Source organism: Sphingobium xenophagum (assembly GCF_031457465.1).
In the GTDB taxonomy this organism is placed as follows: domain Bacteria; phylum Pseudomonadota; class Alphaproteobacteria; order Sphingomonadales; family Sphingomonadaceae; genus Sphingobium; species Sphingobium xenophagum_A.
Window position 1 is genome coordinate 1 of record NZ_JAVDWV010000020.1, and the last position, 23,960, is coordinate 23,960.

Consider the following 23,960-nt stretch of genomic DNA (forward strand, 5'->3'; position numbering starts at 1 on the left):
GCCGCGCGATCGGCCAAGCGCCTCGGTTTCCTGAGTCCCTTTTTTATGCCGACTGCACAATGATGTGCCCGGACGACGGTGCTGTCGATCATATCAGCGCTGGCATCTCGCTCCACCATTTCGGCAAGCGTTTCGAGCATGGCCTCAAACATGCCAGTCGTCACCCATCGCCGATAGCGGCGGAAAACGCTGTTCCACTTGCCATATTCGTCTGGCAGGTGTCGCCATTGCGAGCCTGTCCGGGCGATCCACATCATCCCCTCGAAATACTGTCGGTTATCCTGCGCGGGCCGGCAACCGCGACCATGCTCAGGAGGTAACAGAGGGCCGATGATTGCCCATTCCGCATCCGACAACCCGATCCGTTCGCCCAACGCTACCTCCAAAAATCAGCGTTGAATCAAACGGCGAGTCTACTGTCAACCTTTGTCCACGAAACCTAGGCCATATTCCCAGAATTGCGTCTTGCCACCAAAACCGCGCAGTTTGATCATCGATAGCAGGAAATCGAGCCCGTATTTCTCGGCGCGCAGGGCGATCTCCTTGTTGAGATCGAAGCTTGGCAGATATTGCGGCGCGCTTTCGCTGATGAGCCAGCCATTATTGTTGATAGGGATGAAAACGCCGACCTGCATGGACTTCAACTCCTGAGGAATTCGAGAACGACGCGGTTGAAAGTGTCGGGATCGGTCACGTTGCAGGCATGACCGCCCCAATCGAATGTGGCGGTTTGGGCGTGCGCAACCGGCGCGGCGAGATCGAGCGCGGTGGCGAACGGCACAAGGAAGTCGTCGCGGGTGGCGATGACGAACAGCTTTTCGAGGGTCGCCAGCCCCGCCGGATTGGGCGCATAGGCCTGCACGGCGGCGATGCGCTGGTCCATCGTCTCGACGCCCGGAAAAGCCGCGAGATGGTGTTCAAGGTCAGCCTTCAACTCTTCGTCGTGGGCAGCGATCCAGTCGGACGGATAGAGGAAAAGCGGCTGTGCTTCGAGAAAGGCCCGCTCGCCAGCGCCATGCAGCAATGCGAGGCGGGCGGCGAAACAGCGCCGCGTATGGGGCGAGAGGGAGCGCCAGCCGTTGATGACGACCAGCCGGTCGATCCGTCCTGTGTGGATGGCGGTTTCGACGCCGATGGCCCCGCCCAGCGCATGGCCGATGCAATGGGCACGCACGATGCCGAGGGCATCCATCAGCGCGATCATGTCGCTCGCCATGTCCTCGACCGATAGGGTGTCACCAAGCGCGCGGTCGCTGCGGCCGGTGCCGCGATGGTCATAAGCGATGACGCGGAAATGCGCAGCCAGCGCCGGCAGGTTCGGTGCCCAATAGGTCGCCGAGCCGCCAAGGCCGCTCGACAATATCAACGGCGGCGCATCCGCGCTTCCATGGATCTCGTAGTAAAGCCCTGCCGCCCTAGCCAAGATGGGCGACCGAGGCGATCTCGACCAGGCATTCCGGCTTCACCAATTCGCACTTGATGCAGTAGCGCGCAGGTTTGTCGCCCGGAAAATATTCGGCATAGACCGCATTGAAGGCGGCATAGTCATCAAGGTCGGTAAGGAAGATGTGGTTCATGGCGATGTCCGCCATCGTGCCGCCCGCAGCCTCGATCGTGGCTTTGATGACGTCGAGCACATGACGCGTCTGCGCGGCGGCATCGCCGATATGCAGCACCGCGCCACCCTCTCCAAGCGCCAGTACGCCCGAGACGTACACTGTGTTGCCGGCCCTCGCTCCGGCCGAATAAGGCGCTATTGGTGTGGGAAACTGGGGCGGATTGATCGGTTCGAAAGGCATCAGGAGTCCTTCGGAGGCAGTTGGCCGACAGCGTTTGTGAAATCGGCGACGCTACTCACCCAGCCAAAAAACTTCTCGACATTGTAGAGGCTGGCTTCTCGGATGAAGTCCGGCCCCAGATGATGCACGGCGTCCTCCAGCATCACACCGAAATATTCGAGGTGGAAACCATCGCGCAGGGTCGATTCGACACAGACATTGGTGGCGATGCCGGTGAAGATCAGCGTGCGGACGCCGCGTGCCCGCAGCACGGAATCGAGCTGCGAGTTGAAGAAGGCGGAATAGCGCGGCTTGTGCACGCGAAGGTCGCCCTCCTGCACATGCAAGCCATCCACAAGCTCATAGTCCCATCCACCGCGCGCCAGGAACTTCCCGGCCAGCTCGGGTCGCGCCCGCATTGTCTTGAGCGCATTGGATTTATGCCAGTTTGGCGAGAGCGGCGTGCCTGCCTCAACATAGTTAGAATCCCAGCCATTCTGCAGGAACACGACAGGGATGCCCGCTGCGCGCGCGATATCGACGACTTCGGCAATCTTTGGAATCACCCCAGCCGCCCGGCCGATATCGAAGCCAGCCTCGTCCACATAGCCGCCCTCGCTGGCATAGGCGTTCTGCATATCCACGACGATGACCGCCGTCGTCGCGGCATCTAGACGGATCGCTTCGGGGCGCGCCAGGAGCACCGCAGAGGGGCCGGAACGGGAAGGGGCCGGATCGATGATGATTTCGTTCACCAGCGCAGGATTGAGCAAATGCATTCAGTGGTCAAGCAGCGTGCGCCCTCAACCTCGCTGGCTCACGCCTCTGACTGAAGTCTTTTGTCAACGCAGCCCAGTTTCGGCAGGAAACTTCATTCCACAGCCAATTAGAAACGCTGGAGTTCGCCGACAATCAGCGCAACAACTGACCGTGTGCACATAGAGTATGAAAATGGCCGCAGAGGAAGGGTTGACACCTGACAGAAGCCGGACCTCCCGCAGCTAGGAGCGAAAAGCCTGCGTCTGAATGTCGAGGAAGGGTCGATGACAGAGATTTTCGGTTAACACCACGGCTCGTGTCGGTGATCATTCGGCTACTAAAATATGGCCGCAACCCAGCGCTGCTTAGGCGATACCTGCGCCGCCCGTCACGCCATAGACCTCGCCAGTGATATAGCTACCTTCCTGCGATGCCAGTAGCACATAGATCGGCGCAATCTCGACGGGCTGGCCGGGGCGGCCGAACTGGCTTTGCTCGCCAAATTTCGTGACCTTCTCCTGCGGCTGGCCGCCAGTGGATTGCAGGACCGTCCAGAAGGGACCAGGTGCTACAACATTGGCGCGAATGCCTTTCTCGATCAGCTGCTTGGCCAGCGCCTTGGTATAGGCCACGATCCCCGCCTTGGTTGTCGCATAGTCGAGGAGGATGGCCGATGGATCATAGGCCTGTATCGATGCGGTCGTGATGACCGATGCACCGGCGGGCAGATGCGGCACCGCCGCCTGCGCGATCCAGTGCAGCGCATAGAGGTTTGTCTTCATTGTACGGTCGAAATCGGCGGAACTGACCGCCTGCACATCGTCCCGAAACTGCTGGTGGCCCGCGTTGATGACCAATATGTCCAGCCCGCCGAGACCGGCGACCGCCTCGGCGACCAACTGGCGGCACCAGGCTTCATCTGTTACGTCGCCGGGTAGCGCGACGGCTTTGCGTCCCTCCGCTTCGATCAAGGCGATGACGGCCTGTGCATCGCTCTCTTCGCGGGGCAGATAGGCAATGGCCACATCGGCACCTTCCCTTGCATAAGCGATGGCCGCTGCCCGACCAATGCCGGAATCGCCACCCGTGACGAGCGCCTTGCGTCCCTTGAGCTTGCTCGACCCCACATAGCTTTCTTCGCCATGGTCCGGTGTCGGGTCCATCTGCGCCGCTATGCCGGGGGCTGGCTGGGGCTGCTTGGGAAAAGGCGGCTTGGGATATTGATTGCGTGGATCTTGCAGAGTGAGGCGATCGGCCATGAGGGTTCCTTGCTGATGAATGGCGGGCGGACATTTTCGACGTCGCTCCGAAGGCTGAAGGTCAAATTACGAACCACCCCGTCCGCGAGTTCCTGCGTTAGGCTTGGCAATGCCCCAGTTCACCGACGGTCGACGTCGTTGGCCGCAGCAGACTAAAGATCGGGCAGGATCTGATCGGCTCTACCCCAATGGATCAGATCTTTCGAAGCCGCGCGTTTCACCATCTCGCTTGCATCCCCGATATGCCAATGGTCTGGGCCATCGAGCGTGCGCAGTTCCTCCCAGCTGATCGGCACGGCGATCGGTGCGAACGGCCGCGATCGCGCGCTATAGGGCATGACGGCCGTCGCGCCGCGCTGGTTGCGCAAATAGTCGATGAAGATTTTGCCCGTCCGCTTCGCCTTGGCGAGTGCGGCGGTGAACCGGTCGGGATCGGCCTGCGACAAGGCGGTAGCGAACCGATGCGCGAAATCCTTGACCTGCGGCCATTCCGCGCTGGGGGTCAGCGGCGCGATCACATGCACCCCCTTGCCACCCGTCACCATCGGAAAGGTCACGAGCCCCATCTGCGCCAGCATATCCTGAAGGTGGAAGGCGGCTGACACCACATCCTTGAACGCCAACCCCTCGTCGGGATCAAGATCGAACACAAGCCGGTCGGGCTTCTCGACATCCTCGATCCTGGCGCCCCAGCCGTGAAATTCGATCGTCCCCATTTGAACGCACGTCAGCAGCCCCGCGGGCGTATCGACAAAGAGATAGGGTTCCTCATGGCCGTCCTTTTCCAAGATGCCGACTTGCTTGACGTCGTCGCCGAAGCTGCCAGCATCATGCTTCTGGAAGAAGCATTTCTTGTCGCGGCCCTGCGGACAGCGCACGAGGCTGATCGGCCGACTGCCTGCCCAGGGCAGCATGATATCCGCCACCGTCTCATAATAGTCGGCCAACTCGCCCTTGGCGAGCTTGCCCTCCGGGAAGATCACCCGATCGCGATTGCTGATCTTGACCCCGCTGGTCGCGGCGGGCCGCGTCGCCTGTCCGACGGGCGCTTCGACCTCCAGCACGACGTCTTCCGGCTTCTTGTCCTCACGTAAACCCAGATAGCTGGAATGGCGCAGCACGCCTTCGTCGGTAAACTCGGCAAAGGCGACCTCGGCGACCAGTTTCGGTGTGATCCAGCGCGCCTCGCGCACCGGCGCGCGCGGGGCCTTAACCGTCGGCGTCTTCCGGGCCAGCGGTGCCATCAAGGCCAGCAGCCGCGCCATCTCATCTGCCGAAAAGCCCGTGCCGACCTTCCCGGCGAACCGCAGCACGCCCTTGTCGTGGACGCCCAGCAGCAGCGAGCGGAACCCGCGCTGCTTGTCCGAGGGTAACCAGCCCACAATCACGAATTCCTGACGCCGGATGCACTTGGTCTTGACCCAGCTTCCCGATCGCGCGCCGGAATAGCGCGCATCCACCCGCTTGGAGATGACGCCTTCAAGCCCCGCGCCGCAAAAACGCTCGAACAGTTGCTCACCGCGCCCGACAATGTGGTCGGAATAACGAATATGCCCCACCCCGTCGCCGATCAGCGTGGCGAGCATCGCCTTGCGTTCAAGCAAGGGCCGCCCGGTCAAATCCTCGCCATTCAATGCCAGCAGGTCGAACGCCATATAGTCGATCCGGCCCGGATCCTCCTTGAGCGCGGCCTGCAAGGCCTGAAAACTGGTGCGGCCATCGGGCAGGATCACCACGGCCTCGCCGTCGATGAGGGCGCTGGATGCGTCCAGTTTTGTTGCGTCAGCGATCAATCCGGCAAAGCGATCGGACCAGTCGAGGCCCGATCGCGTATAGGCGCGGCCATTGTCGCCGGCGATGGCCAGCAACGTGCGATAGCCATCATATTTCAGCTCATGGAACCAATGGTTGCCCGCAGGCACATGATCGACCAGCGTCGCCAACTGTACTGGCTGAAACGGCGGCGGAGCATCGCCCTTCGCTTTTCCGCGTACAGCCGCTTTCGCTTTTGCGGCTTTGCCCTTGGAAACGGGTTTTCCGGCGGCGATCTCCTCCATCGTGCGGCCGCTGTCGATACTGGTGAGATGGTGACTGACCAGATCGTCCGACCCACCGGCGAAGCCGTCATTGACCTTGCGCAATATCCAGTTTTCGCCGCGCTCCTTCCCACGTGGCTTGAGCCGGAACAAGATCCATTCGCCCTGCATCCGGCGGCCGTGGAGGATGAAATGGAGATGCCCTTCGGGCAGCGTCTTGCGCGGGTCTTTACCCGCTATCGCTTCCCATGTGCCATTGTCCCACAGCATGACGGTGCCGCCGCCATATTCGCCCTTGGGGATCAGGCCTTCGAACCGCGCATAATCGAGCGGATGATCTTCGGTCCGCACGGCCAGACGCTTGTCGTCGGGATTGGCGCTCGGCCCACGGGTTACGGCCCAGCTGACCAGCACGCCGTCCAGTTCCAGCCGGAAATCATAATGCAGCCGCGACGCTGCATGTTTCTGGACGACAAAGCCGTTGCCGGTCGTCGGAAACTCCGCACCGGCAGGCTCGGCCGTGCGCGCAAAATCGCGCTTCGCCCGATAGAGCGCCAGGCTGTCCTTCGGAGATTTGTCCTGCGCCTTGGCCATGCCGGTTCGATCCGTCCCTTTGCCCGTCAATCCGCAAACGCGCCAACTCGTTCCGGGGGTATCGCAAATGGGTCACGCCTTTGCATCGATGGCCCGGGCGAAGCGGTAGCTGGTCTGCTCGAACCTCGAAGCGCGGAAGAAATTATGCGCGTTTTTGATGGCGATATCGCTCATCACTTCAATCCGCGTGCATCCTGTATCGCGCAGCGCCTTTGTCGCAGCATCCAGCAGCGCGGTCGCGATACCTTTGCGGCGATGGCCTTCATCCACTATCAACACCGTGATGCGCCCGATCAGACCATATTGAAGCGTCGGGATCAAAGCCCAGCTGCAACAACCGATGATCCCCTTCAAAACAGCCAAAAGCGTGCCGCCGCCGGCCTTTTCGACCCGCTCAAGATTATTCACGACCCCGCGTTTGTCGATAGTGACCTTATCGAGCTGGCACAGCAGTGCCATCACGCCTTCCGCATCCGCTGACCTGGCGGTGCAGATGCGGAGCGGTGCCGATGTGGGCATGGGTGTGGGCTTGACCGATATCTTCGGTGCGGACCTTGGCGTTTGCCCTGTGGACCGCTTCGAGCGCGGCCTAACGGCAGGCTCGACCGTCTGATGCGCCGTCGCCTTCGCTCTTCGTGGTGATGCCGGACGCGAAGGCATCGCGTCGGCTGATGCCTTCCATGTGCTTGTCGCGCTCTTGCGCAAAAAAATCTGGATATCCTCCAGCGAGGCGGTCAGCCCTTCGTCACTGACGCCGAGCAAGGGTTTCCCGCTCCCATCGATCAGCCCATATTTGCCATAATCGCCCGCACCGATCTTGCGTCTGCGCGACTTTACCAGCTTGAAACCACGATGAGCGGCTATTTCGCGCAGCGTCTGATCGTTGGGCGCGTCGGTCATGATCCACTACACGCAAAGCAACGGAAACGAGCTGCTCACGCCCGCTTCTTGGCAGGCGCTTTTGCTGGTGTCTTGTCGGCCGACTTCGCATCACTCTTAGTCGTGGCCTTGCCCGTCGGCTTCTTTGCCTGGGCTTTGGCCTTGCTGGCCGGACCGATGGATTTTTTCAGCGCCGCCATCAGGTCAACAACATTGTTGCCGCGTGGATCGGCGCTGGCGTCATCGTCATTATCGATGTTGAGCGTCTTGCCCTTCTTCTTATGTTCGATGAGCTCTTTCAGCGCCTCGACATAGCGATCGTGAAAATCGCTCGCGTCGAATTTGCCCGTCTTCTTGTCGATCAGGGTCGTGGCGAGATCGAGCAATTCTTCACCCGGCTCGCCATCGCCGATGTCGCGGAAATAGCTCGCGGCCTTGTTGACTTCATCGGCGTAACGCAACGTCTCCATCACCATGCCGCGGCCGCACGCCTTGATGCTGACGACATATTCCCGGCCGCGCATCGCCAGTTGACCAAGGCCGACCTTCCGGCTCCGCCGCAACGCTTCCCGAAGGACGATGAAGGCTTCCTCGGCCAGGTCATCGGCGGGCACCACATAATAGGGCTTTTCGAAATAGATCATGTCGATGTCGTGCGCATCGACAAATTGGGTCAATTCCAGCGTCTTCTTGCTCTCCAGCTTGACGCCTTCGATCTCCTTCTCGTCCAGCAGTACATATTCGCCCTTGGCATATTCAAAGCCCTTGACGATGTCGTCGAGATCGATCGGCCCGATGCCGGGCACGATCTTCTCATATTTGATGCGCTTGCCCGAAGGTTCATGGATCTGGTTGAAGGCGATCGTTGCGCCGCTCCGGGTCGCGGAATAGATTTCGACGGGGATGGAGACGAGTGCAAGCCTGATCTGGCCTTTCCAATAGGGTCGTGCAGCCATGATCATCTCCTGCCGGTCTGTCGCATCAACCCTTCGCGCTTGGTCCCGTTCCGTGCACATCGCTTTGGCGTCATCCAGTAGCTAAGCACAGCGTTACGCGCCAGAAGGAGCCTGCCACCCGTCGGCGCGATTAGTGTCAAACCGATGCTGGATTTCAACAGCTATGACCGTCATGGTCTATCGATGCTTCGTCCCTGGACTTTGTTGCTAAAGGAGCGCGTCAAGATCGCGCCAGATAGCCCGCGCTACATGCAGATCGCACATGGTCTAGTGCATGAGATTGAGCGCGGCCGTCTGCAGCCGGGCGACTATCTGCCTAGCAGCCGAGACCTGGCCGACGCGCTGGAGGTCAATCGCAAGACTATCGTCACTGCCTATGAGGAATTGATCGCGCAAGGCTGGCTGGCGAGCGCAGGCACGCGCGGCACCCGGGTATCGACGTCACTGCCACGCGGCGAGATGGCCACCACGCCACATCTTCCTGTCGCAACGACCATCGCCCCGGACGACACCGAATTTCCGTTTCTCGCGGCGCCGGACCGGCCGATCGCTATCCCGGTCGGCCATTGGCACAAGCTGGACGAAGGCGTGCCGGACGGTCGCCTGCTCCCCGCCGACCTGCTCGCGCGCGCCTATCGCAAGGCGACGGAGGAGGCCGCCCGCACCAACAGCTTGTCCTATCGTGACCCGCGCGGATCTCCCGACCTGCGACGCGCGATCGCCGACATGCTGCGGCGGCAGCGCGGCCTGATGGTCAGCGCCGACCATATCTGCATCACCCGCGGCAGCCAGATGGGCGTGTTCCTGACTGCCCGCATCCTGATCCGGCCGGGCGACGCGGTGCTGGTCGAGCGGCTCACCTACGAGCCCGCCGTCGCCGCCTTCCGCGCCTGCGGGGCTGAAATCGTGACGGTCGGTCTGGATGAGGATGGCGTCGATGTCTCTGATGTCGAACGTGCCTGTCGCAAACATCGTGTGCGCGCGATCTTCGTGACGCCGCACCACCAATTCCCGACCACAGTCTCGATGCGGCCCGACCGGCGTCTGCGCCTGCTCGAACTGGCGCGCCAATTCGGCTTCGCGGTGATCGAGGATGACTATGACCATGAATTTCACTTCGGCGCGCAACCGCTGCTACCCATGGCCAGCTATGCGCCCGCGCGGGTCATCTATGCCGGGTCGATGTCGAAGCTGCTCGTGCCGGCGCTGCGCATCGGTTACATCGCTGCCGCGCCGCAGGTGATCGACGCGCTTGCCTATCAGATTTCGCTGATCGACGGCATGGGCAACAGCATCACCGAACTGGTCGCTGCGCATCTGCTACAAAGCGGGGAGGTGCGCCGCCACATCCGCAAGACCGCGCAAATCTATGCCGCCCGGCGCGATGCTTTCGCCCGCAGCCTGGACGCGACGCTGGGAGACTTGATCGACTATCGCGTGCCCGACGGCGGCCTTGCCTTCTGGCTGCGCTTTCGCGATCTCGCCGCACTCGATCGAATCGAGGCGCGCGCGCCTGCTCTTGGCCTCAGCTTCGCGTCCTCGCACAGCTATGCCGCCGACGACAGCGCTGAACGCGGCCTGCGCCTGGGCTTTGCCAGCCTGGACGAAAAGGAGGCCCGCGCCGTGCTTCAGGCGTTGCAAGATTGCACGCACAACTGAAAATCGGCTTGGACCCCTTCACTTTGTGAAATTGTATGTTTCTGGCTGGTCCATTGCGACTCATTGTCAGCGTCATGAAATATCCGCCGCGTGACCCCGACGATGTCGTTACCCTGATCGACCAGAACCCGCTTTGCTGGCTGGTGTCGGCGGGAGCGGCCGGATTCGGGGCGAGTCCGCTGCCGCTGCTGGCGGAATGCGATGCGGACGGATCGCTGGTCGCGCTGTTCGGCCATATGGCGATCGCCAACCCGCAGGTCGCGCTGCTGCGCGAACAACCGTCCGCATTGGTGCTGGTCAACGGGCCGCAGGCCTATATCTCCCCGGAATTGCTCAGTAATCCGACCTGGGTGCCGACCTGGAATTATGCCGCTGCAGCTGTCCATGTGGACGTCGCGTTCGTGCCGGATGAAACGCGCGAATCGATCGAGCGGCTGACCGACCGCATGGAGCAGGGCCACGCCGCGCCGTGGAAGGTGAGCGACGCTGAAGCGCGCTTACCCGCCATGCTCCCGCACATCATCGCCTTTCGCGCCTATGTCCGTACGATCGATGGCCGGTTCAAACTGGGCCGTGACGAATCGAAGGCAGGCATCAACGAGATCGTCGGCAACATGGCGCACGGTCCGCTGCGCGACTGGATGCGGCTCTACAATGAAGAGCGGCTCGAAGAGGAGACAAAGGCATGAGCATCAGCCGTCGCAATCTGCTGGTCGGGGGCGGAGGGAGCGTCGCGCTGGCGTTGCTGGCCGGGCGCGGTTGGGCGAAGGTGCAGTCGCTCGACACCGCCTATATCAACGCCACGGTCTGGACCGGGCAGGGCGCGCCGGCACTGTCCGCCATCGGCATCGCAGACAGTCGGATAGCAGCGCTGGGCAGCGCGGCGGTCAAGGCGCACAGCAGCAAGGCGACCCGCGTCGTCGATCTGGCCGGGGCCTTCGTCATGCCCGGCTTCATCGACTGCCACACCCATTTCCTGATCGGCTCCGACCTCCTCACCCAACCCAATCTGCGCGAGGCGAAAAGTCCGCAGGAATTTGCCCGCATCGTTGGCGAAGCGGCGCGCAGCCTGAAACCTGGCCAATGGGTCCAGGGCGGCAGCTGGGACGCGGAACTATGGGGCGGGGAACTGCCAGACCGCAGCTGGATGGATCCGGTGACCCCCGACACCCCGGTCGCCGTGCAGCGGCTCGATCTCCATATGTTGGCGCTCAACAGCGCGGCGCTCAATGTCGCCGGAATCGACCGCAACACGCCCAACGTCCCCGGCGGCGTCATCGTGCGCGACAAAGATGGCAATCCCACCGGCATCCTGAAAGACGCCGCGATGGACCTCGCCAAGCGCGCCATCCCAGCGCCCACCGACGCGGACCGCGAAGCATCCGTGCGCAAGGGCATCGCCCATGGCCTGTCCAAGGGCGTGACCCAGGTCCACACCACTGAACTGGACTGGGTGACCCATGACGCGCTGCGCCGCCTGCGCGCCAAGGGCGAAACGGACATGCGCTTCTATTCCTTCCTGCCGTTGCAGGATTGGGCGAAGGTCAAGGCGCTGGTCGATGTCGAAGGCCGCGGCGACGACTGGCTGCGCTGGGGCGGGCTGAAGCTGCAATATGACGGGTCGCTCGGCTCGCGTACAGCGATGTTCTACCAGCCCTATGACGATGCGCCGGGCAATAGCGGGATGCCGCTGCACAAGATGGCGGACGTCCAGCAATGGACCAACGACGCCGATGCCGCCGGTTTCCAGATCACCATCCACGCGATCGGTGACCGGGCCAATGACGAAGCGCTCGACATCTTCGCCGCCGCCGCTGCCAAAAACGGCCCGCGCGACCGTCGCTTCCGCATCGAACATGCCCAACATCTTTCGGTCGCCGCGATACCTCGTTTCGCCAAACAGCAGGTCATCGCCGCAATGCAGCCCTATCATGCGATTGACGATGGCCGCTGGGCGATCCAGCGCGTCGGCGCGGAACGGTTGAAGGGGACCTATGCCTTCAAATCGCTGCTCGACGCCGGCGCGAAGGTCGCGTTCGGCTCCGACTGGCCCGTCGCGCCGCTCGATCCGCTGACGGGCGTTGCCGCCGCCGTGCTGCGCCAGACGATCGACGGTGCCAATCCGGGTGGCTGGCTGCCGGACCAGAAGCTGACCATGGCGCAGGCGCTCCGCGCCTATACCGTGACCAACGCCTTTGCCGGATTCCAGGATGATCGCCTGGGTCGGATCGCGCCGGGGATGCTGGCCGACTTCGTGGTCATGGACGCCGACCTGTTCGCCATCGACCCGGCCAAGACCGGCGCGACGAAGATACTCAAGACCATCGTGAACGGCGCCGAACGCTTTAGCGCCTGACGCGATTTCATCACCGGGCGAGGGCGACCGAACACGGCGCCCCAGCCCAGCAAAAGGGGACAAGACATGAAGACGATTATGCCCATAAAGTCGGTCAGCCTGGCCGCATTGGCGGCAGCGACCCTGTTCGCCGCGCCCGTCCTGGCGCAGGCGCCTGCCGAAGATAGCGACGCCATCATCGTAACGGCGGGCAAGCGCAACGAGGATATCCGCCAGGTCGCGATGCCGATCAGCGCCGTGACTGGCGAACAGCTCAAGGCGATGAACGCCAACAGCCTGTCGGACTATATCACGCGCCTGCCCGGCGTCGTCTTCAACGACTATCAGCCCGGAATTTCCGAAGTCGTCATCCGCGGCGTTGCCGCCACCACCTATCATGAGCAGGGCCAGACTACGGTTGGCTATTATCTCAACGAAGTCCCCATCGTGGAACCCGGCTTCCCGATCGGCATCCCCGACATCGACACGTTCGACCTCCAGCGCGTCGAAGTGCTGCGCGGTCCCCAAGGCACGCTGTTCGGCTCGTCCACACTGGGTGGCCTCGTCAACTATGTTGCCAATGTCGCCGATGCGTCGAAGATCGACGCCGCCGCGTCTGGCCTGATTGGCACGACCAAGAATGCCAGTGGCGAACTCAACTATGCGGCCAAGGCGATGATCAACATCCCCCTGGTGCAGGATCAACTCGCCCTGCGCCTGGTCGCTTTCCAGCGCTCGGACGCTGGCTATCTCGACAATCCGGGCATCGGCGTTAACGGCTCCAACGATTTCCGCAGCCGGGGTCTTCGCGGATCGATCGTCGCGCATCTGGGTGAAACGACCAAGGTCACGTTCCTGTCCAATTATCAGGACAGCAAGCTGGACGACCAGACCTATCTCGACCTGCCCAACCCCTATGTCCGCAATCTGCCGCGCGCCGAAACGCAGGAAACCGATTTCTGGATGAGCAGCCTGCGTCTCGACCAGGAAGTGGGTGACATCGCCAACCTGACGGTGCTGGGATCGATCACCAAGAAGAACAACACCACCATCTTCTCCTATCCCTCTCCCTATGTGACGGGCGTGACGACCGGCGACGGCGCGGCCTATTCGCTGGGCGAGGCGGATGCGCTCATCAAGACGGTGGAGGCGCGCCTGGCTTCGGCGGGCGAAGGGCCATTCAAATGGCTGGTCGGCATCAGCTACATGCAGGCGAAGAAGACCAGCTACGACCAGATCATTCAGGCGGGCGCGGGTGCGTTTATCGACGCCAATCCTGACCTGTTCGGCGGCTTTAGCGGCGCGCAGCTGACGCCGGGCGATCGCCTCTATGGCTATTATACCAGCAGCACGAACGAGGATTTCGGCGTGTTCGGCGAATTGTCGTTCAAGCCGATCGAACAGTTCGAAATCACCCTGGGTGGCCGCTATTTCGACACCACCGCGAAAGCCGACGTGCTGAACCAGGCCGGCGCGCTGGGCGGCTATCCGGGCGGCTATACGCCGACCGACAGCACCGGCAGCGTGAACCAGAAGGAAGACGGCTTCACCCCCAAGGTGACGGTCGCCTTCCGCCCGACCAAGGACGTGATGGCCTATGCGACCTATTCGGAAGGCTTCCGCGTCGGCGGCATCAACCCCAATGCGGGCCTGCTGCCGACCATCCCCGCCTCCTATGAAAGCGACACGGTCAAGAATTACGAAGCGGGCATCAAGGCGCAGACTCCCGACGGCCGTTTCGCCATCGACCTGACCGGTTTCCAGATCGACTGGGATGATATCCAGGCCCGTCTCTTCGGCCCGGCACCGTCCTACTTCTCCTATGTCGTCAATGCCGGCGGCGCACGGATCAAGGGCGTCGAATTTTCTGGCACGGTCAACCTCAACCGCATGGTCCGCTTCAGCAGCAACGTGACCTACCAGGACGCCAAGATCACCGAATTCCTGCCTTATCCTTTCGATGCGGCAGGGCTGGGCGGCTATCCCGAGGGGACGACGCTGCCCGGTTCGTCCAAATGGTCGGTGGCCAACAGCCTGACCCTGACCTTTGCCGACGTGTCCGGCGCGCCGACCTTCGATGTCGCGCATCGCTATTTGTCGTCGGCGCCGACCAGCTTCGACGATGTGTCGCGGCGCGGCGACTTCAACGTCTTCGACCTGCGCGCTTCGGTGGGCTTGGGCGAAAAGGTGCGGCTGATGGCGTTCGCGAACAATGTCTTCGACAAATATGGCGTGTTGAATGCCCCATTCGCAAACGATGCCTTCACGCCGCAGGGTTCGATCATTCGTCCCCGCACCATTGGCCTGCGCTTCGACTGGGGCCTCTAATCCTTACTACCGGGGTCGCTTGCCACATGGCAGGCGGCCCCATTTTCTTTACAATCCAGACCTGCCAGAAAGGCCGCCATGCGTTTTACCGCTTCCCTCCTGCTTGGCGCCGCCCTTCTGATCGCGCCCGCCCTTCACGCGCAGGACAAGGGCGGCCTCAGCCTCCAGCCGACCCGCACGCTGGCCTATGACGCGCATGAAGGCACCTGGATGCAGCCCGACATGGCCCCCGACGGCAAGACGATCCTGTTCGACCTGCTCGGCGACATCTATGCCCTCGACGCAGCCGGTGGCACGGCACGGCCTCTGCTCAGCGGCATGGCGTTCGAGCGCAATCCGGTCTTTTCGCCCGACGGCAAGCAGTTCGCCTTCATCTCCGACCGGTCGGGCGTCACCAACCTGTGGATCGCCAACGCCGACGGCACGGGCCTCAAGCAACTGTCCCGCGACAGCAGCGTCGCCATCTACAGCTCTCCCGCCTGGTCTCCCGACAGCCGCTTCGTCACCGTATCGCGGACCGTCCACGCGATCCTGGCGTTCGAACTGTTCATGTATGACAAGGATGGCGGCAGCGGCATCCAGATCACCAAGGCGGGATCGCCCGACAATTGGGATGGCCGGATGAACGCCATGGGCGCGGTCGCCGCGCCTGACGGCCGCACCCTCTACTACGCCACCAAGCGCGGGCATACCTGGACTGAGAACGACCTGCCCAACTGGTCGATCGCGCGCCGCGACCTCAAGACCGGCGTGGAGCAAACCATCATCCAGTCGGCCGGCGGCGCAATGCGCCCGGCGCTGTCGCATGACGGCAAGCTGCTCGCCTATGCCAGTCGCACCACGGCGAATGGGGGACAGAAGAACGGCCTGCGCCTACGCAACCTGGATACGGGTGAGGATAAGTGGATCGCCTTTCCGATCGATCGCGACGGCCAGGATGGCGGCTATTATGCCGACCTGCTGCCGCGCTTCACCTTCATGCCGGGCGACAAGGCGCTGCTGATGAGCGTGGGCGGCAAACTGGCGCGGCTGGACATCGCCAGCGGGACACGAACGGACATTCCCTTCACCGCCCCGGTCAATCTCGGTCTTGGTCCGCTCACCCGCGTCCATCAGAAGGAAGAGGAAGGCCCGGTTCGTGTCCGTGTCGTCCAGGCCCCCCGCCAGTCGCCCGATGGCAAGAGCGTCGCCTTCACCGCTCTGGGCGGCCTCTATGTGCAAAGCCTCGTCCCAGGCGCCACGCCCATACGGATCATGGCCGATGACGCTTTCCAGCCCGGCTGGTCCCCGGACGGCAAAAGCATCGTCTATGTAACCTGGACCGCTACGCAAGGCGGCCATGTCTGGACCGTGCCGACGAGCGGCGGCAAACCCCGGCGACTGACCCAATTTCCGGCTTTCTATACCCAGCCAGTCTTTACGCCCGACGGCAAGACGGTGGTGGCTTTGCGCGCCAACCACTATGATCGCCTGCGCGCCGCGTCCGAAATCGACCCGTCACGCCCAACCGACATTATCCGCATGGACGCGCGGGGTGGCCCTGCCACACTCGTCACTCATGCCATGGGTGCCCGGCTGCTCCATTTCGGCGATGACGGTCGTCTCCTTTTCTACAGTCCGGCGGGGGTCAGCACGGTGCCGCTGTCCGGCGGCGATCCGCAATTGGAACTGCGCGTGCTGGCGCCCGGGCTGGGGCAATATTTCCCGGGACCCGCACCGGTGGACGAGGTGCGCCTCAGCCCCGACGGCAGACACGCGCTCGTCAAATCCTTTGCGCAAATCTACCTGATCGACGTCCCGCCCGCCAACGGCGCGGAGCCGCCGACGATCGACCTGAATGCCGCCAGCGTCGCGCGCCACAAATTGACCCGGATCGGCGCCGACTTCACAGACTGGGCGGATAAGGGCGCTACCATCACCTGGTCGGTCGGCGCGACGTTCCAGCGCCTGCCGATCGAACAGGCGCTGTCTGCCTCCGCTCAGGGGGCTGAGGCACAGGCGCAAAGCTTCACCCTGCCGGTCGATCTGCCGCGCGATGTGCCCCGGGGCAGCATCGTGCTGCGCGGCGCGACCGTGCTACCGATGGCGGGCGGGCAGGATGTCGTCGCCAACGCCGACATTGTCATTACCGACAACCGCATCGTCGCCGTCGGCCCATCCGGCTCGCTCGCCATTCCCAGCGGCGCGACCATCCGCGATGTCAGCGGCAAATATATCGTCCCCGGCTTTGTCGACACCCACGCTCACTGGTTCGAAATCCGCCGCGCCATTCATGACAGGGGTCATTGGGACTTCGCCGCGAACCTGGCCTATGGCGTTACCTCGGCGTTGGACGTCCAGCCCTTCACCACCGACATCTTCGCCTATCAGGACATGATCGATGCGGGCATGATGCGCGGCCCGCGCGCTTGGTCCACCGGGCCGGGCGTGTTCGTGAATGCTGAAATCCACAGCAAGCAGGACGCGATCGACGTCCTTACCCGCTATCGCGACCATTATCGCACGCGCAACATCAAGAGCTATATGATCGGCGACCGCGCGCAGCGCCAATATATGGTCGAGGCGGCAAAGGATCTGGGCATGATGCCCACGACCGAAGGTGCCAGCGACATGGTACTGAACCTGACCCACGCCATCGACGGTTTTTCGGGCAACGAACATAGCGTCCCGGTATCGCCGCTGCGGGAGGACATTGTCCGCCTCTTTGCGCAGAGCCGCACCAGTTACACGCCCACCATCTCGGTCGCTTATGGCACGACCCCGGCACTGTTCGATTTCATCATCAACAAACGCCCGCAGGACGACCTGAAATTCCGCCATTTCGTGCCGCCTGGCATCGTCGCTGAAAAGCTCCGCAATCGCCACTGGATGCCGCCCGAGTCGCAAAGCTGGCGCCTGATCGCTGCCGATGCCGTAGCTATCCAGCGCGCGGGCGGGTTGGTGGGCATTGGCAGCCATGGCGAAATGCAGGGTTTGGGCTATCAGTGGGAGATGCAGGCTTTCGCCGCGGGCGGCGCGACGCCAATGGAAACGCTCAAGGCCGCAACGATCGGATCGGCCGAGGTGATCGGCCATAGCGACGATGTAGGCAGTCTGGAACCGGGCAAGTTCGCTGATCTCTTGATCTTGGACGCAGACCCGACGGCTGATATTTCGAATGCCATGAATATTGGCGCTGTGATGAAAAATGGTCGCCTCTATGACCCGATGACGTTAGACGAAATCTGGCCGCAAGACATCAAGGCCGAATTGGCGTGGTTCTCGGAAGAAGGCGTGCAGTGATGTCGCGACGCTAGCATTTACAGTTTCAATTATAATTTGAAGGCGGACGGCCAAGTCGCAAATGACATAGCCACTGACTGAATGCGTCGTCACATTCACACTATGTGTCGAGGCATGTCATTTAGTTCGTGCGGCCAGATCGTTGCCGGTTCCGGGCTCGAATACCCGATTGAGATAGGCCGCGATCCTTATGCCTCCGCGCTTCAGTCGATCGTCCATCTCAGACCGATGCGCGTAGGCATAATCCCAGGACATGTTGGAGTCGGCGGGGTAGATCGTCTTGCGGAGCGCGATGCTCTCGGCAATCCAGAGCGAAGGCGCAGGATCGCTCCACTCGATCAGCTGCTCGGGCGATATCGAGCGCGACAGCCATTGCGCATATTCGGAATAGGACAAGGCGCGTTGTTCGATCATGGCCGAGTCCCACACCGAATGAAGGTTGGTCGCGCGGCCGAACCAAGTCACCTTGACATCATTGCCACCCCGATCATCGCCACCGCCGGCGTGCAATGGCTGATGCAGATCGCCGATGATGTGCACGATGAAGCGGAGGGCCAGCCGCTTGTCCTCGATGGACGATTTGGGACTGCGCAACGTAGCTGTAAAACCATCCAGCGCGCTCATGGCATCGCCCTCTGGCGGCGCGTCTTTGCTTTGATAGCTGTCCCCTTGTCTGACCGTCACATAGTGCCAGGGGCCAGCCTTCTTCTGCCAATAGTCGGCAGGGTCGGACTTCATGTCATCGGGCCAGGTCGCCGCTTCCGCCAAATTCTCGGCACCAAGCAAGAGCCGGACATGGGCAAGTGCAACACCGCTCAGATTTTCATCGGCGATGGCACCGGTTATGCGGTGGCCGACAGGACCCCAAGCTTGTGCGGGTGTGCATGCAAGGAATGGGATGGCGAGAAGGGAGAATATACGCATGGCTGTTCCTTGGCGGCATTTCCTCTCCAGGGAAAGACGGATTGCTGTAGATGGTATGTCGTTCCGCGTGGCGCGACCCTAGATCGTCCTGTCGGCCTTGTCGTCCAGCATCAGCCGTTCGCCCTGCTTCTCTACTATGGCGGCGATCGGCCCTGACATCAGGCTCAGCATGCTAGGAAGATGGAGCGTCACCCGCAGCCGACTGTCTTCCGCATCAACCGTGCAGGGCACTTCGACGCCCATGGTCGCGACCGTCAATGCAAGACGCTCAGCGCTGGGCCATGAATGGGTTACAGCGGCTGCGCCGCCCGGGATGTGCGAGGCCAGTTTGCCAACGCCCCTCTCCATGCGCCGTATGGCCTCGTCGCGACCAAGAGTGTGGGGAATGTCAATTTCAGTGGGAGTTACCATGGTCCATGGACGCTTGGACCAAGGATGTGGTTCCGGCTCTGTCGCGTGGGTCCGCATCATGAGGCTGGGGCTGTGGGGTAGGGGGGTGGTGCTTAACCGGGAAGGGGAAGGACTGCCTTCATGCCCAACGTGGGCAGCGCTGACCGTTCACTGCCAGGATCGTTCATCGCTCGAGATCAGCCGGTTGGGCGATATCCAGACACATCGGACAAGGGATCCCCAGCAGCCAACCTTGCTCATCTCGCCTTTACGGCGGGCACCTCGGCAATGCAGGTGGTGTAGTTGGGCGACTTGCTGTCCGATCTGGCCGCCCATTCGCGCTTGAACCCCTGACTGGCTGGAACGGCCGCGAATTTCCCGAAACGCATATTGACCTGATCCATGGCGCCCATCAATCGATCACGCCGCCCGCTATCGTCCTCGAACAGCGTTCGCGGTCGTCCATCAGCGTCGATGGTCTTCCAGCATGACGCCCGCCTTGGTGACGCCGTAGCCCTCTTGCCAAGCGCTCTCTATGCCACGCCAGGCGTAGGAAAGGGCCATGAGACCATTTTGCCGCCGGATGCTCAATCAGCCAGTCGGCAAGATTGATCGGTTCCTCCATGTCGTCCTGCGCGTCGAAGGAAAGCCTGCCGGAAAGCTCAATAGCAGCCGCGGCAGGTTGGACACGACAAGGCAATGGGTATGGGCTCAAACATCAAATGGGCCAAGGATCAGATACCCGACCCGGCATAGTCCGATTGTCCGAACTGGTCCTTTATTCCTTGTATATTCTAACCCTGGATGGTGATCTGCGCGGCAGGATATGCCCTCGCCATCGCACAGGCACCGTCATAATCCGTCGATAGCCATGCCTGATAGTCGGCCGGTTCAACTATGACCGGCATCGCTTTGGGATGCAGCGGCGCGACCAGCGCATTGGGTTCGCAGGTCAGAAAAGCATAGACCGGACCATGGTCACTCTGCCGCCATATGCCTGCAAAAGCGGCGATCGGCTGATCGATCACGTTGAACCACCACTCATCGCGTCCTTCCCCGATCTTGGGTTCCGCGAATGTCGAAAAGGGTACGAGGCACCGCTGCGGAGGATTGGCCAGCATCGACTTCCAGAATGGGCTGCTGAGATTCCGCACATTGGTGATGCGCTTTTCCAGCATCTTTCCGCTTTTGCCTTTGACCTGGGTTGGCACGCCCCAGGACATGACGTCGCTTCGGATCACACCATCATCGTTGCGGACGATCATGCCCAGCTTTTTAGGCCAGACGTCCGTGGCGAACGCGGCGTTGGGCTGGCGGATATCGAACCCCGCATAGTCCCGCCAACTGAGGATCTTGTCCGGGTCGGTTCGATAGTGATTGCACATCCGGGCAGCCTAGCGATCGCCAATTTCATCGCAAGCCTCTTGCTTCGTTCCTGATATGTTCTTTACGATCAGACCCATGACTCACCCCGATTCTCTTTGGCTCGCGCAGAGCCTGCTTCACGCCCCGGCCTGGGCACGCGTCGCCCTCACTGCACCCAACGAGCGCCTGCGCGAACAAGCGGCGGTGGAACTGGCGCAAAGCGTCATCGTGGCTATCGAAAATCCCCCGACTATTCCTGACATCCGCCAGATGACGCTGCCTTTGTGACGGCAAGCCCGCGGTAGATCGGGTGATGCACAGGGTCAGTCTTGCTGAATAGTCTGCCGCTTTCCTGATCTTGAGCAATAGACCGCATAGCGGCTGTGCAATCCGGCCCCGCCACGCTAGCGTCTCGGTTTGAGCGATCGGGAATAGATATGAACGGATTGGTACGTTTCGAAACGGTGGACGGCGACTTCGTGGTCGTCAATGTCGATCGGGTCAGTTTCGTTCGACGCTACCGCGGTGGGAACGACACCAGCGCGGTCAATTTCGAGAAGGGAAATTATCTCGTCGTCAAGGGCAGTCTCGACAGTGTCATGACCATCCTGGCCGACGGCTGAAGCGACGCTCATGCTTGCCGCCCTATCTGCAGTCGTTCTGGCATCCGGGCAGGCCTTTGCCTGTACGCCGACCCATGTCTGGGACGGGGACGGCCCTATCTGGTGTGCGGAAGGTCCAAAGGTGCGTTTGGCTGGTATCGCCGCGCGCGAGCTGGACGGCACATGCAAACAGGGGCACCCCTGCCCCAGGGCATCGGCTATTGCAGCACGGGACCGGCTGGTGCGCTTGCTGGGTGGCGCAAAAGGCAGGGCGCGGACCGGGCATGTTCTTGTATCGGCGCCGACCATGCGCTGCGTGTCGAGTGGATCGGCGCGGGGCGGTCGCACAGGCGCATGGTGCAGTCTGCCCGGGACGGGTGACATAAGCTGCGCGATGATCAGGTCAGGCACTGTCCTGCGATGGGATCGTCATGCGCGGGGGCATTGTCGCTGATGCCGAGAGGAACGCGCCATGAGCTGACCGGCATTCTTCTGGAAGGCGACTTCTATCCGGTGCTGCGGGTAGCCGATGGAGGCGAGTGGCGACTGGAGATCACCAAGACCTGGCGGCCTCTGCTGGGCAAGCGCGTTGCCATCATCGGTGTGCGTGACGGTTTTGACCTGATTGCCGTCGAACGGATCACCCTGGCATGACGCAAGACCAGCTTTTGTGGGGCGCGGTGTCCATGCTGATGAAGCAGCATGGGGAGCACGCACCGCGCAAAGTGGCCGAACGGATAGGTTCCCTTGCGGTTGAGGGAGACATGGCTGGCGTGGCGCTATGGAAAGATATTGCACACCGGATGGACATGATGATGCGATCACGCGCTCAATAGCCGGTCGTTGCCCTGGTCAATACATTTAAGGCATGGACGGCGGTGTTCTCAGCAGACGTACAAGCCGGCGTGTCGCCCGTTGCAAAGAAAATAAATTGGGTCGTCCATGAAGTACCGATCATGAAATAAATCTCTCAACCAGTTCGGTGAATAGTTTTCAATTCCAAAGGACACGATCGGTGGATTGAGAACATCGATATGGTGGCCAATGGCGAAATACCTGAAGCCAAGAAAATATGTGATATGATCAAATACTTCATATATTCCCTGGTCGTCTTTCGCGCCATAGAATGCCTGAATGATCGACTGAAACTCTTGGCTGTGCATCATGAATAACTCTCTTTTGGCAGCGGAAGTTGTTAATCAGGCTCGCTAACGACGACCCGCCAACGTCCGCCCCTGAGTTTCTATCAACAATGCACCGCAACGGAAAATTTCCGTGCCACTTCAATCCATAAGTCTGCCTGGTTCGCACATGCAAAAGGCTCGAGCGAACTGGAGGGGAGGCTGAGAGGAAGAATGGAACCTGCCTGACGACATCAGGACTGTTCAGATGTCTGGCATGCTCTCCCGCCTCATAACCAAATTGGCTCTTGCGACATTCGCGGCTATCTCCCGAATTTCGGCAACGGTCCGCACCGCAAAGCAAGTGCGGAAAGACGCGCAGTGCTTGCATAATGTTATCCATACAGCGCCTGATGCGATTATGCCGGTTCTTGAACTCTACTTTGTTCAGAAGTGCGCCATTAACGATATCGCCGATCGACTTGGCATAGCCCTGAAAAAGCTGCGCCGACACATACTGCAAGCAGCGCGGCGCTTTGATGAAGAACATTCTACATAGGAGGCGTCCACACACAATCTGCAGGTGTTCAAACGCGGCGGAGCATGCTGTCCCTTGGCGTGGATCAGGTTACGTAGCATTCGCCATTTCAGCATTTCGCGCGGGTTACTCCCTCGCTGTCGGGGGCGGTGATAGCCCGTCAAACGAACCTGGAAATTCCATCAATTACGCCCAGCAACAATGTGCCGCGCCGCGGACATGTCGCTGCGTGTCCGAACAGACATCACGGATTATTCGTCATGCGGGACAATAATGATGAAATCTCTTGAACTGGAATTTGAGGGGGCAAGCCTGTGCCGTAAGCTGGGCGGAACATGGCAGAAAGATCGAGGCCTATGCCTGTGTCCGGCCCATGATGACCATAATCCCAGCCTGTCGATCCGGGTTGGCGAGCGCGCATTGCTCTTCAAATGTTTTGCGGGCTGCGACAGGAGAGACGTCCTGAGGGCAATCCGGCATTTACGCGCCCGCCATTTGGAGCGACATATTTCGAATTTGTCGAGCAAGCCACCGTTGCTTCAAGCCGGGGCAGGCCCGGCCCTACGCATATGGGACGCATCGGCGAATCTCATCGGCACGCCCGCGCAAACCTATCTCTCGAAACGTGCGCTCAAGCCGCCCTGGTATGATTTGCGTTATAATTCACGCACGCCGCTGGGACGAGGCCGCCGCGCGGTGTTCCGGCCCGCAATGATCGCAGCCGTGCGCGAGCGGCGTCGGATCGTCGCCATTCACCGCACCTTTCTCGATCCGACAGTCGCCACCCGGGCATGCGATCTGGCCGATCCTCGCATGATGCTCGGGCGTCCAGGTCGCGGCGCAGTACAACTTGTACCTCCCGGCCCGGTCCTCGGCCTGGCCGAAGGCATCGAAACCGCGCTGGCGGCGATGCAACTGCATGGGATTCCGGTTTGGGCGGTTCTTGGGGCGGAACGGGCCGGACATATTCTGTTGCCCGATTGGCTCGATCGACTCGTCCTGCTGTTCGACAGGGACGCGGCCGGGTGGAAGGCGAACCAAAATGCGCGCCTTGCCTATAAACGCCCTGGCCTGGAGATTGTCAGCGCATGGCCACCACCGCCACACAATGATTGGGCGGACGTGCTCGAAGGGCGGCCGCGCGCTGCCTGATCG

The 23,960-nt window shown here is 61.5% G+C and carries 25 protein-coding genes and 1 pseudogene; 12 read left to right on the forward strand and 14 right to left on the reverse strand.

The genetic code is table 11. The annotated features are described in order from the left end of the window. From J2W40_RS17720 to ku, 9 genes and pseudogenes are all read right to left on the reverse strand, one after another. The coding region (locus tag J2W40_RS17720; RefSeq protein WP_310227291.1) for an IS5 family transposase at positions 1 to 374 on the reverse strand (374 nt) is incomplete at its 3' end. Between the two features lie 66 nt (positions 375 to 440). Continuing rightward, positions 441 to 635: pseudogene (locus J2W40_RS17725) on the reverse strand (pyrimidine utilization protein A); the annotation flags it as partial. A gap of 5 nt (positions 636 to 640) precedes the next feature. Beyond that, the gene (gene rutD / locus J2W40_RS17730) at positions 641 to 1,423 is read right to left on the reverse strand and encodes a pyrimidine utilization protein D (RefSeq protein WP_310227292.1); all 783 of its coding nucleotides are present in this window, start codon (positions 1,421 to 1,423) and stop codon (positions 641 to 643) included. After that, a complete protein-coding gene (rutC, locus tag J2W40_RS17735; RefSeq protein ID WP_310227293.1) occupies positions 1,416 to 1,799 on the reverse strand; it encodes a pyrimidine utilization protein C in 384 nt (127 codons plus the stop codon). Before rutC ends, rutD begins: the two co-directional genes overlap by 8 nt. Further along, positions 1,799 to 2,557 carry a pyrimidine utilization protein B gene (rutB, locus tag J2W40_RS17740; RefSeq protein ID WP_310227294.1) on the reverse strand — a complete coding sequence of 253 codons (759 nt, stop codon included), beginning with the start codon at positions 2,555 to 2,557 and terminating at the stop codon, positions 1,799 to 1,801. The genes rutC and rutB overlap by 1 nt, the downstream gene beginning before the upstream one ends. 345 nt (positions 2,558 to 2,902) lie before the next feature. Further along, entirely contained in the window at positions 2,903 to 3,796 is an 894-nt protein-coding gene (locus J2W40_RS17745; RefSeq protein ID WP_310227295.1) for an SDR family oxidoreductase, read from the reverse strand. A 152-nt stretch (positions 3,797 to 3,948) separates the two neighbouring features. Beyond that, entirely contained in the window at positions 3,949 to 6,426 is a 2,478-nt protein-coding gene (ligD, locus tag J2W40_RS17750; RefSeq protein ID WP_310227296.1) for a DNA ligase D, read from the reverse strand. A 72-nt stretch (positions 6,427 to 6,498) separates the two neighbouring features. Further along, on the reverse strand, positions 6,499 to 6,885 hold the full coding sequence (locus tag J2W40_RS17755; RefSeq protein WP_310227297.1) for a GNAT family N-acetyltransferase: 387 nt from the start codon (positions 6,883 to 6,885) through the stop codon (positions 6,499 to 6,501). A 476-nt stretch (positions 6,886 to 7,361) separates the two neighbouring features. Next, positions 7,362 to 8,261: a non-homologous end joining protein Ku gene (ku, locus tag J2W40_RS17760; protein WP_310227298.1), complete on the reverse strand. Its 900-nt coding sequence runs from the start codon at positions 8,259 to 8,261 to the stop codon at positions 7,362 to 7,364. Between the two features lie 183 nt (positions 8,262 to 8,444). Here ku and pdxR point away from each other — a divergent pair, with 183 nt between their 5' ends. The 5 genes from pdxR (at position 8,445) to J2W40_RS17785 (ending at position 17,865) form a co-directional block, all read left to right on the forward strand. Then, on the forward strand, positions 8,445 to 9,920 hold the full coding sequence (pdxR, locus tag J2W40_RS17765) for a MocR-like pyridoxine biosynthesis transcription factor PdxR (protein WP_310227350.1): 1,476 nt from the start codon (positions 8,445 to 8,447) through the stop codon (positions 9,918 to 9,920). 74 nt (positions 9,921 to 9,994) lie between these two features. Further along, entirely contained in the window at positions 9,995 to 10,609 is a 615-nt protein-coding gene (locus J2W40_RS17770) for an FMN-binding negative transcriptional regulator (protein ID WP_310227299.1), read from the forward strand. Next, on the forward strand, positions 10,606 to 12,276 hold the full coding sequence (locus tag J2W40_RS17775; RefSeq protein WP_310227300.1) for an amidohydrolase: 1,671 nt from the start codon (positions 10,606 to 10,608) through the stop codon (positions 12,274 to 12,276). The genes J2W40_RS17770 and J2W40_RS17775 overlap by 4 nt, the downstream gene beginning before the upstream one ends. A 66-nt stretch (positions 12,277 to 12,342) precedes the next feature. Then, a complete protein-coding gene (locus J2W40_RS17780; protein ID WP_310227301.1) occupies positions 12,343 to 14,583 on the forward strand; it encodes a TonB-dependent receptor in 2,241 nt (746 codons plus the stop codon). A 78-nt stretch (positions 14,584 to 14,661) separates the two neighbouring features. Then, positions 14,662 to 17,865 (forward strand): amidohydrolase family protein, encoded by a 3,204-nt coding sequence (locus tag J2W40_RS17785; RefSeq protein WP_310227302.1) that lies wholly within the window; start codon positions 14,662 to 14,664, stop codon positions 17,863 to 17,865. Between the two features lie 117 nt (positions 17,866 to 17,982). Here J2W40_RS17785 and J2W40_RS17790 read toward each other — a convergent pair whose 3' ends face one another. From J2W40_RS17790 to J2W40_RS17805, 4 genes are all read right to left on the reverse strand, one after another. Next, positions 17,983 to 18,789: a S1/P1 nuclease gene (locus J2W40_RS17790; RefSeq protein WP_310227303.1), complete on the reverse strand. Its 807-nt coding sequence runs from the start codon at positions 18,787 to 18,789 to the stop codon at positions 17,983 to 17,985. A 78-nt stretch (positions 18,790 to 18,867) separates the two neighbouring features. After that, positions 18,868 to 19,260, reverse strand: a complete 393-nt coding sequence (locus J2W40_RS17795) for a polyhydroxyalkanoic acid system family protein (RefSeq protein WP_310227304.1) — start codon at positions 19,258 to 19,260, stop codon at positions 18,868 to 18,870. 176 nt (positions 19,261 to 19,436) lie between these two features. Continuing rightward, positions 19,437 to 19,592 carry a DUF4113 domain-containing protein gene (locus J2W40_RS17800; RefSeq protein ID WP_310227305.1) on the reverse strand — a complete coding sequence of 52 codons (156 nt, stop codon included), beginning with the start codon at positions 19,590 to 19,592 and terminating at the stop codon, positions 19,437 to 19,439. 381 nt (positions 19,593 to 19,973) lie between these two features. Next, positions 19,974 to 20,564 carry an SOS response-associated peptidase family protein gene (locus J2W40_RS17805; RefSeq protein WP_310227306.1) on the reverse strand — a complete coding sequence of 197 codons (591 nt, stop codon included), beginning with the start codon at positions 20,562 to 20,564 and terminating at the stop codon, positions 19,974 to 19,976. A gap of 76 nt (positions 20,565 to 20,640) precedes the next feature. Between J2W40_RS17805 and J2W40_RS17810 the strand changes: the two genes are divergently transcribed. The 5 genes from J2W40_RS17810 to J2W40_RS17830 all read left to right on the forward strand — a co-directional run bounded on the left by J2W40_RS17810 (position 20,641) and on the right by J2W40_RS17830 (position 21,982). Continuing rightward, positions 20,641 to 20,832 carry a DUF6771 family protein gene (locus J2W40_RS17810; protein WP_310227307.1) on the forward strand — a complete coding sequence of 64 codons (192 nt, stop codon included), beginning with the start codon at positions 20,641 to 20,643 and terminating at the stop codon, positions 20,830 to 20,832. Between the two features lie 149 nt (positions 20,833 to 20,981). Beyond that, positions 20,982 to 21,167, forward strand: a complete 186-nt coding sequence (locus tag J2W40_RS17815) for a hypothetical protein (protein WP_310227308.1) — start codon at positions 20,982 to 20,984, stop codon at positions 21,165 to 21,167. A 10-nt stretch (positions 21,168 to 21,177) separates the two neighbouring features. After that, the gene (locus J2W40_RS17820; RefSeq protein ID WP_310227309.1) at positions 21,178 to 21,600 is read left to right on the forward strand and encodes a thermonuclease family protein; all 423 of its coding nucleotides are present in this window, start codon (positions 21,178 to 21,180) and stop codon (positions 21,598 to 21,600) included. Beyond that, positions 21,600 to 21,800, forward strand: coding sequence for a DUF5818 domain-containing protein (locus J2W40_RS17825; RefSeq protein WP_096063370.1), 201 nt, complete (start codon positions 21,600 to 21,602; stop codon positions 21,798 to 21,800). Before J2W40_RS17820 ends, J2W40_RS17825 begins: the two co-directional genes overlap by 1 nt. Next, on the forward strand, positions 21,797 to 21,982 hold the full coding sequence (locus J2W40_RS17830; protein ID WP_310227310.1) for a DUF6961 family protein: 186 nt from the start codon (positions 21,797 to 21,799) through the stop codon (positions 21,980 to 21,982). The genes J2W40_RS17825 and J2W40_RS17830 overlap by 4 nt, the downstream gene beginning before the upstream one ends. Positions 21,983 to 22,030: 48 nt before the next feature. Here the strand turns inward: J2W40_RS17830 and J2W40_RS17835 are convergent, their stop codons facing one another. Beyond that, entirely contained in the window at positions 22,031 to 22,312 is a 282-nt protein-coding gene (locus J2W40_RS17835) for an autoinducer binding domain-containing protein (protein WP_310227311.1), read from the reverse strand. Positions 22,313 to 22,535: 223 nt separating this feature from the next. Between J2W40_RS17835 and J2W40_RS17840 the strand changes: the two genes are divergently transcribed. Both J2W40_RS17840 and J2W40_RS17845 read left to right on the forward strand, forming a co-directional pair. Further along, the gene (locus tag J2W40_RS17840; RefSeq protein ID WP_310227312.1) at positions 22,536 to 22,826 is read left to right on the forward strand and encodes a hypothetical protein; all 291 of its coding nucleotides are present in this window, start codon (positions 22,536 to 22,538) and stop codon (positions 22,824 to 22,826) included. 495 nt (positions 22,827 to 23,321) lie between these two features. Continuing rightward, positions 23,322 to 23,957: a DUF7146 domain-containing protein gene (locus tag J2W40_RS17845; RefSeq protein WP_310227313.1), complete on the forward strand. Its 636-nt coding sequence runs from the start codon at positions 23,322 to 23,324 to the stop codon at positions 23,955 to 23,957. Positions 23,958 to 23,960 lie beyond the last annotated feature (3 nt).

Excerpts from the sequence above, each read along its gene's own strand:
- J2W40_RS17795 (WP_310227304.1), bottom strand. The coding sequence starts at position 19,260 with ATGATGCGGACCCACGCGACAGAGCCGGAACCACATCCTTGGTCCAAG.
- J2W40_RS17785 (WP_310227302.1), top strand. The coding sequence starts at position 14,662 with ATGCGTTTTACCGCTTCCCTCCTGCTTGGCGCCGCCCTTCTGATCGCG.
- J2W40_RS17835 (WP_310227311.1), bottom strand. The coding sequence starts at position 22,312 with ATGATGCACAGCCAAGAGTTTCAGTCGATCATTCAGGCATTCTATGGC.
- J2W40_RS17745 (WP_310227295.1), bottom strand. The coding sequence starts at position 3,796 with ATGGCCGATCGCCTCACTCTGCAAGATCCACGCAATCAATATCCCAAG.
- ku (WP_310227298.1), bottom strand. The coding sequence starts at position 8,261 with ATGGCTGCACGACCCTATTGGAAAGGCCAGATCAGGCTTGCACTCGTC.
- J2W40_RS17780 (WP_310227301.1), top strand. The coding sequence starts at position 12,343 with ATGAAGACGATTATGCCCATAAAGTCGGTCAGCCTGGCCGCATTGGCG.
- ligD (WP_310227296.1), bottom strand. The coding sequence starts at position 6,426 with ATGGCCAAGGCGCAGGACAAATCTCCGAAGGACAGCCTGGCGCTCTAT.
- J2W40_RS17770 (WP_310227299.1), top strand. The coding sequence starts at position 9,995 with ATGAAATATCCGCCGCGTGACCCCGACGATGTCGTTACCCTGATCGAC.
- J2W40_RS17800 (WP_310227305.1), bottom strand. The coding sequence starts at position 19,592 with ATGGGCGCCATGGATCAGGTCAATATGCGTTTCGGGAAATTCGCGGCC.
- J2W40_RS17820 (WP_310227309.1), top strand. The coding sequence starts at position 21,178 with ATGCTTGCCGCCCTATCTGCAGTCGTTCTGGCATCCGGGCAGGCCTTT.
- J2W40_RS17830 (WP_310227310.1), top strand. The coding sequence starts at position 21,797 with ATGACGCAAGACCAGCTTTTGTGGGGCGCGGTGTCCATGCTGATGAAG.
- rutB (WP_310227294.1), bottom strand. The coding sequence starts at position 2,557 with ATGCATTTGCTCAATCCTGCGCTGGTGAACGAAATCATCATCGATCCG.
- J2W40_RS17790 (WP_310227303.1), bottom strand. The coding sequence starts at position 18,789 with ATGCGTATATTCTCCCTTCTCGCCATCCCATTCCTTGCATGCACACCC.
- pdxR (WP_310227350.1), top strand. The coding sequence starts at position 8,445 with ATGCTTCGTCCCTGGACTTTGTTGCTAAAGGAGCGCGTCAAGATCGCG.
- J2W40_RS17805 (WP_310227306.1), bottom strand. The coding sequence starts at position 20,564 with ATGTGCAATCACTATCGAACCGACCCGGACAAGATCCTCAGTTGGCGG.
- J2W40_RS17840 (WP_310227312.1), top strand. The coding sequence starts at position 22,536 with ATGTCTGGCATGCTCTCCCGCCTCATAACCAAATTGGCTCTTGCGACA.
- J2W40_RS17810 (WP_310227307.1), top strand. The coding sequence starts at position 20,641 with ATGACTCACCCCGATTCTCTTTGGCTCGCGCAGAGCCTGCTTCACGCC.
- J2W40_RS17775 (WP_310227300.1), top strand. The coding sequence starts at position 10,606 with ATGAGCATCAGCCGTCGCAATCTGCTGGTCGGGGGCGGAGGGAGCGTC.
- rutC (WP_310227293.1), bottom strand. The coding sequence starts at position 1,799 with ATGCCTTTCGAACCGATCAATCCGCCCCAGTTTCCCACACCAATAGCG.
- J2W40_RS17755 (WP_310227297.1), bottom strand. The coding sequence starts at position 6,885 with ATGGCACTGCTGTGCCAGCTCGATAAGGTCACTATCGACAAACGCGGG.
- J2W40_RS17825 (WP_096063370.1), top strand. The coding sequence starts at position 21,600 with ATGCCGAGAGGAACGCGCCATGAGCTGACCGGCATTCTTCTGGAAGGC.
- J2W40_RS17815 (WP_310227308.1), top strand. The coding sequence starts at position 20,982 with ATGAACGGATTGGTACGTTTCGAAACGGTGGACGGCGACTTCGTGGTC.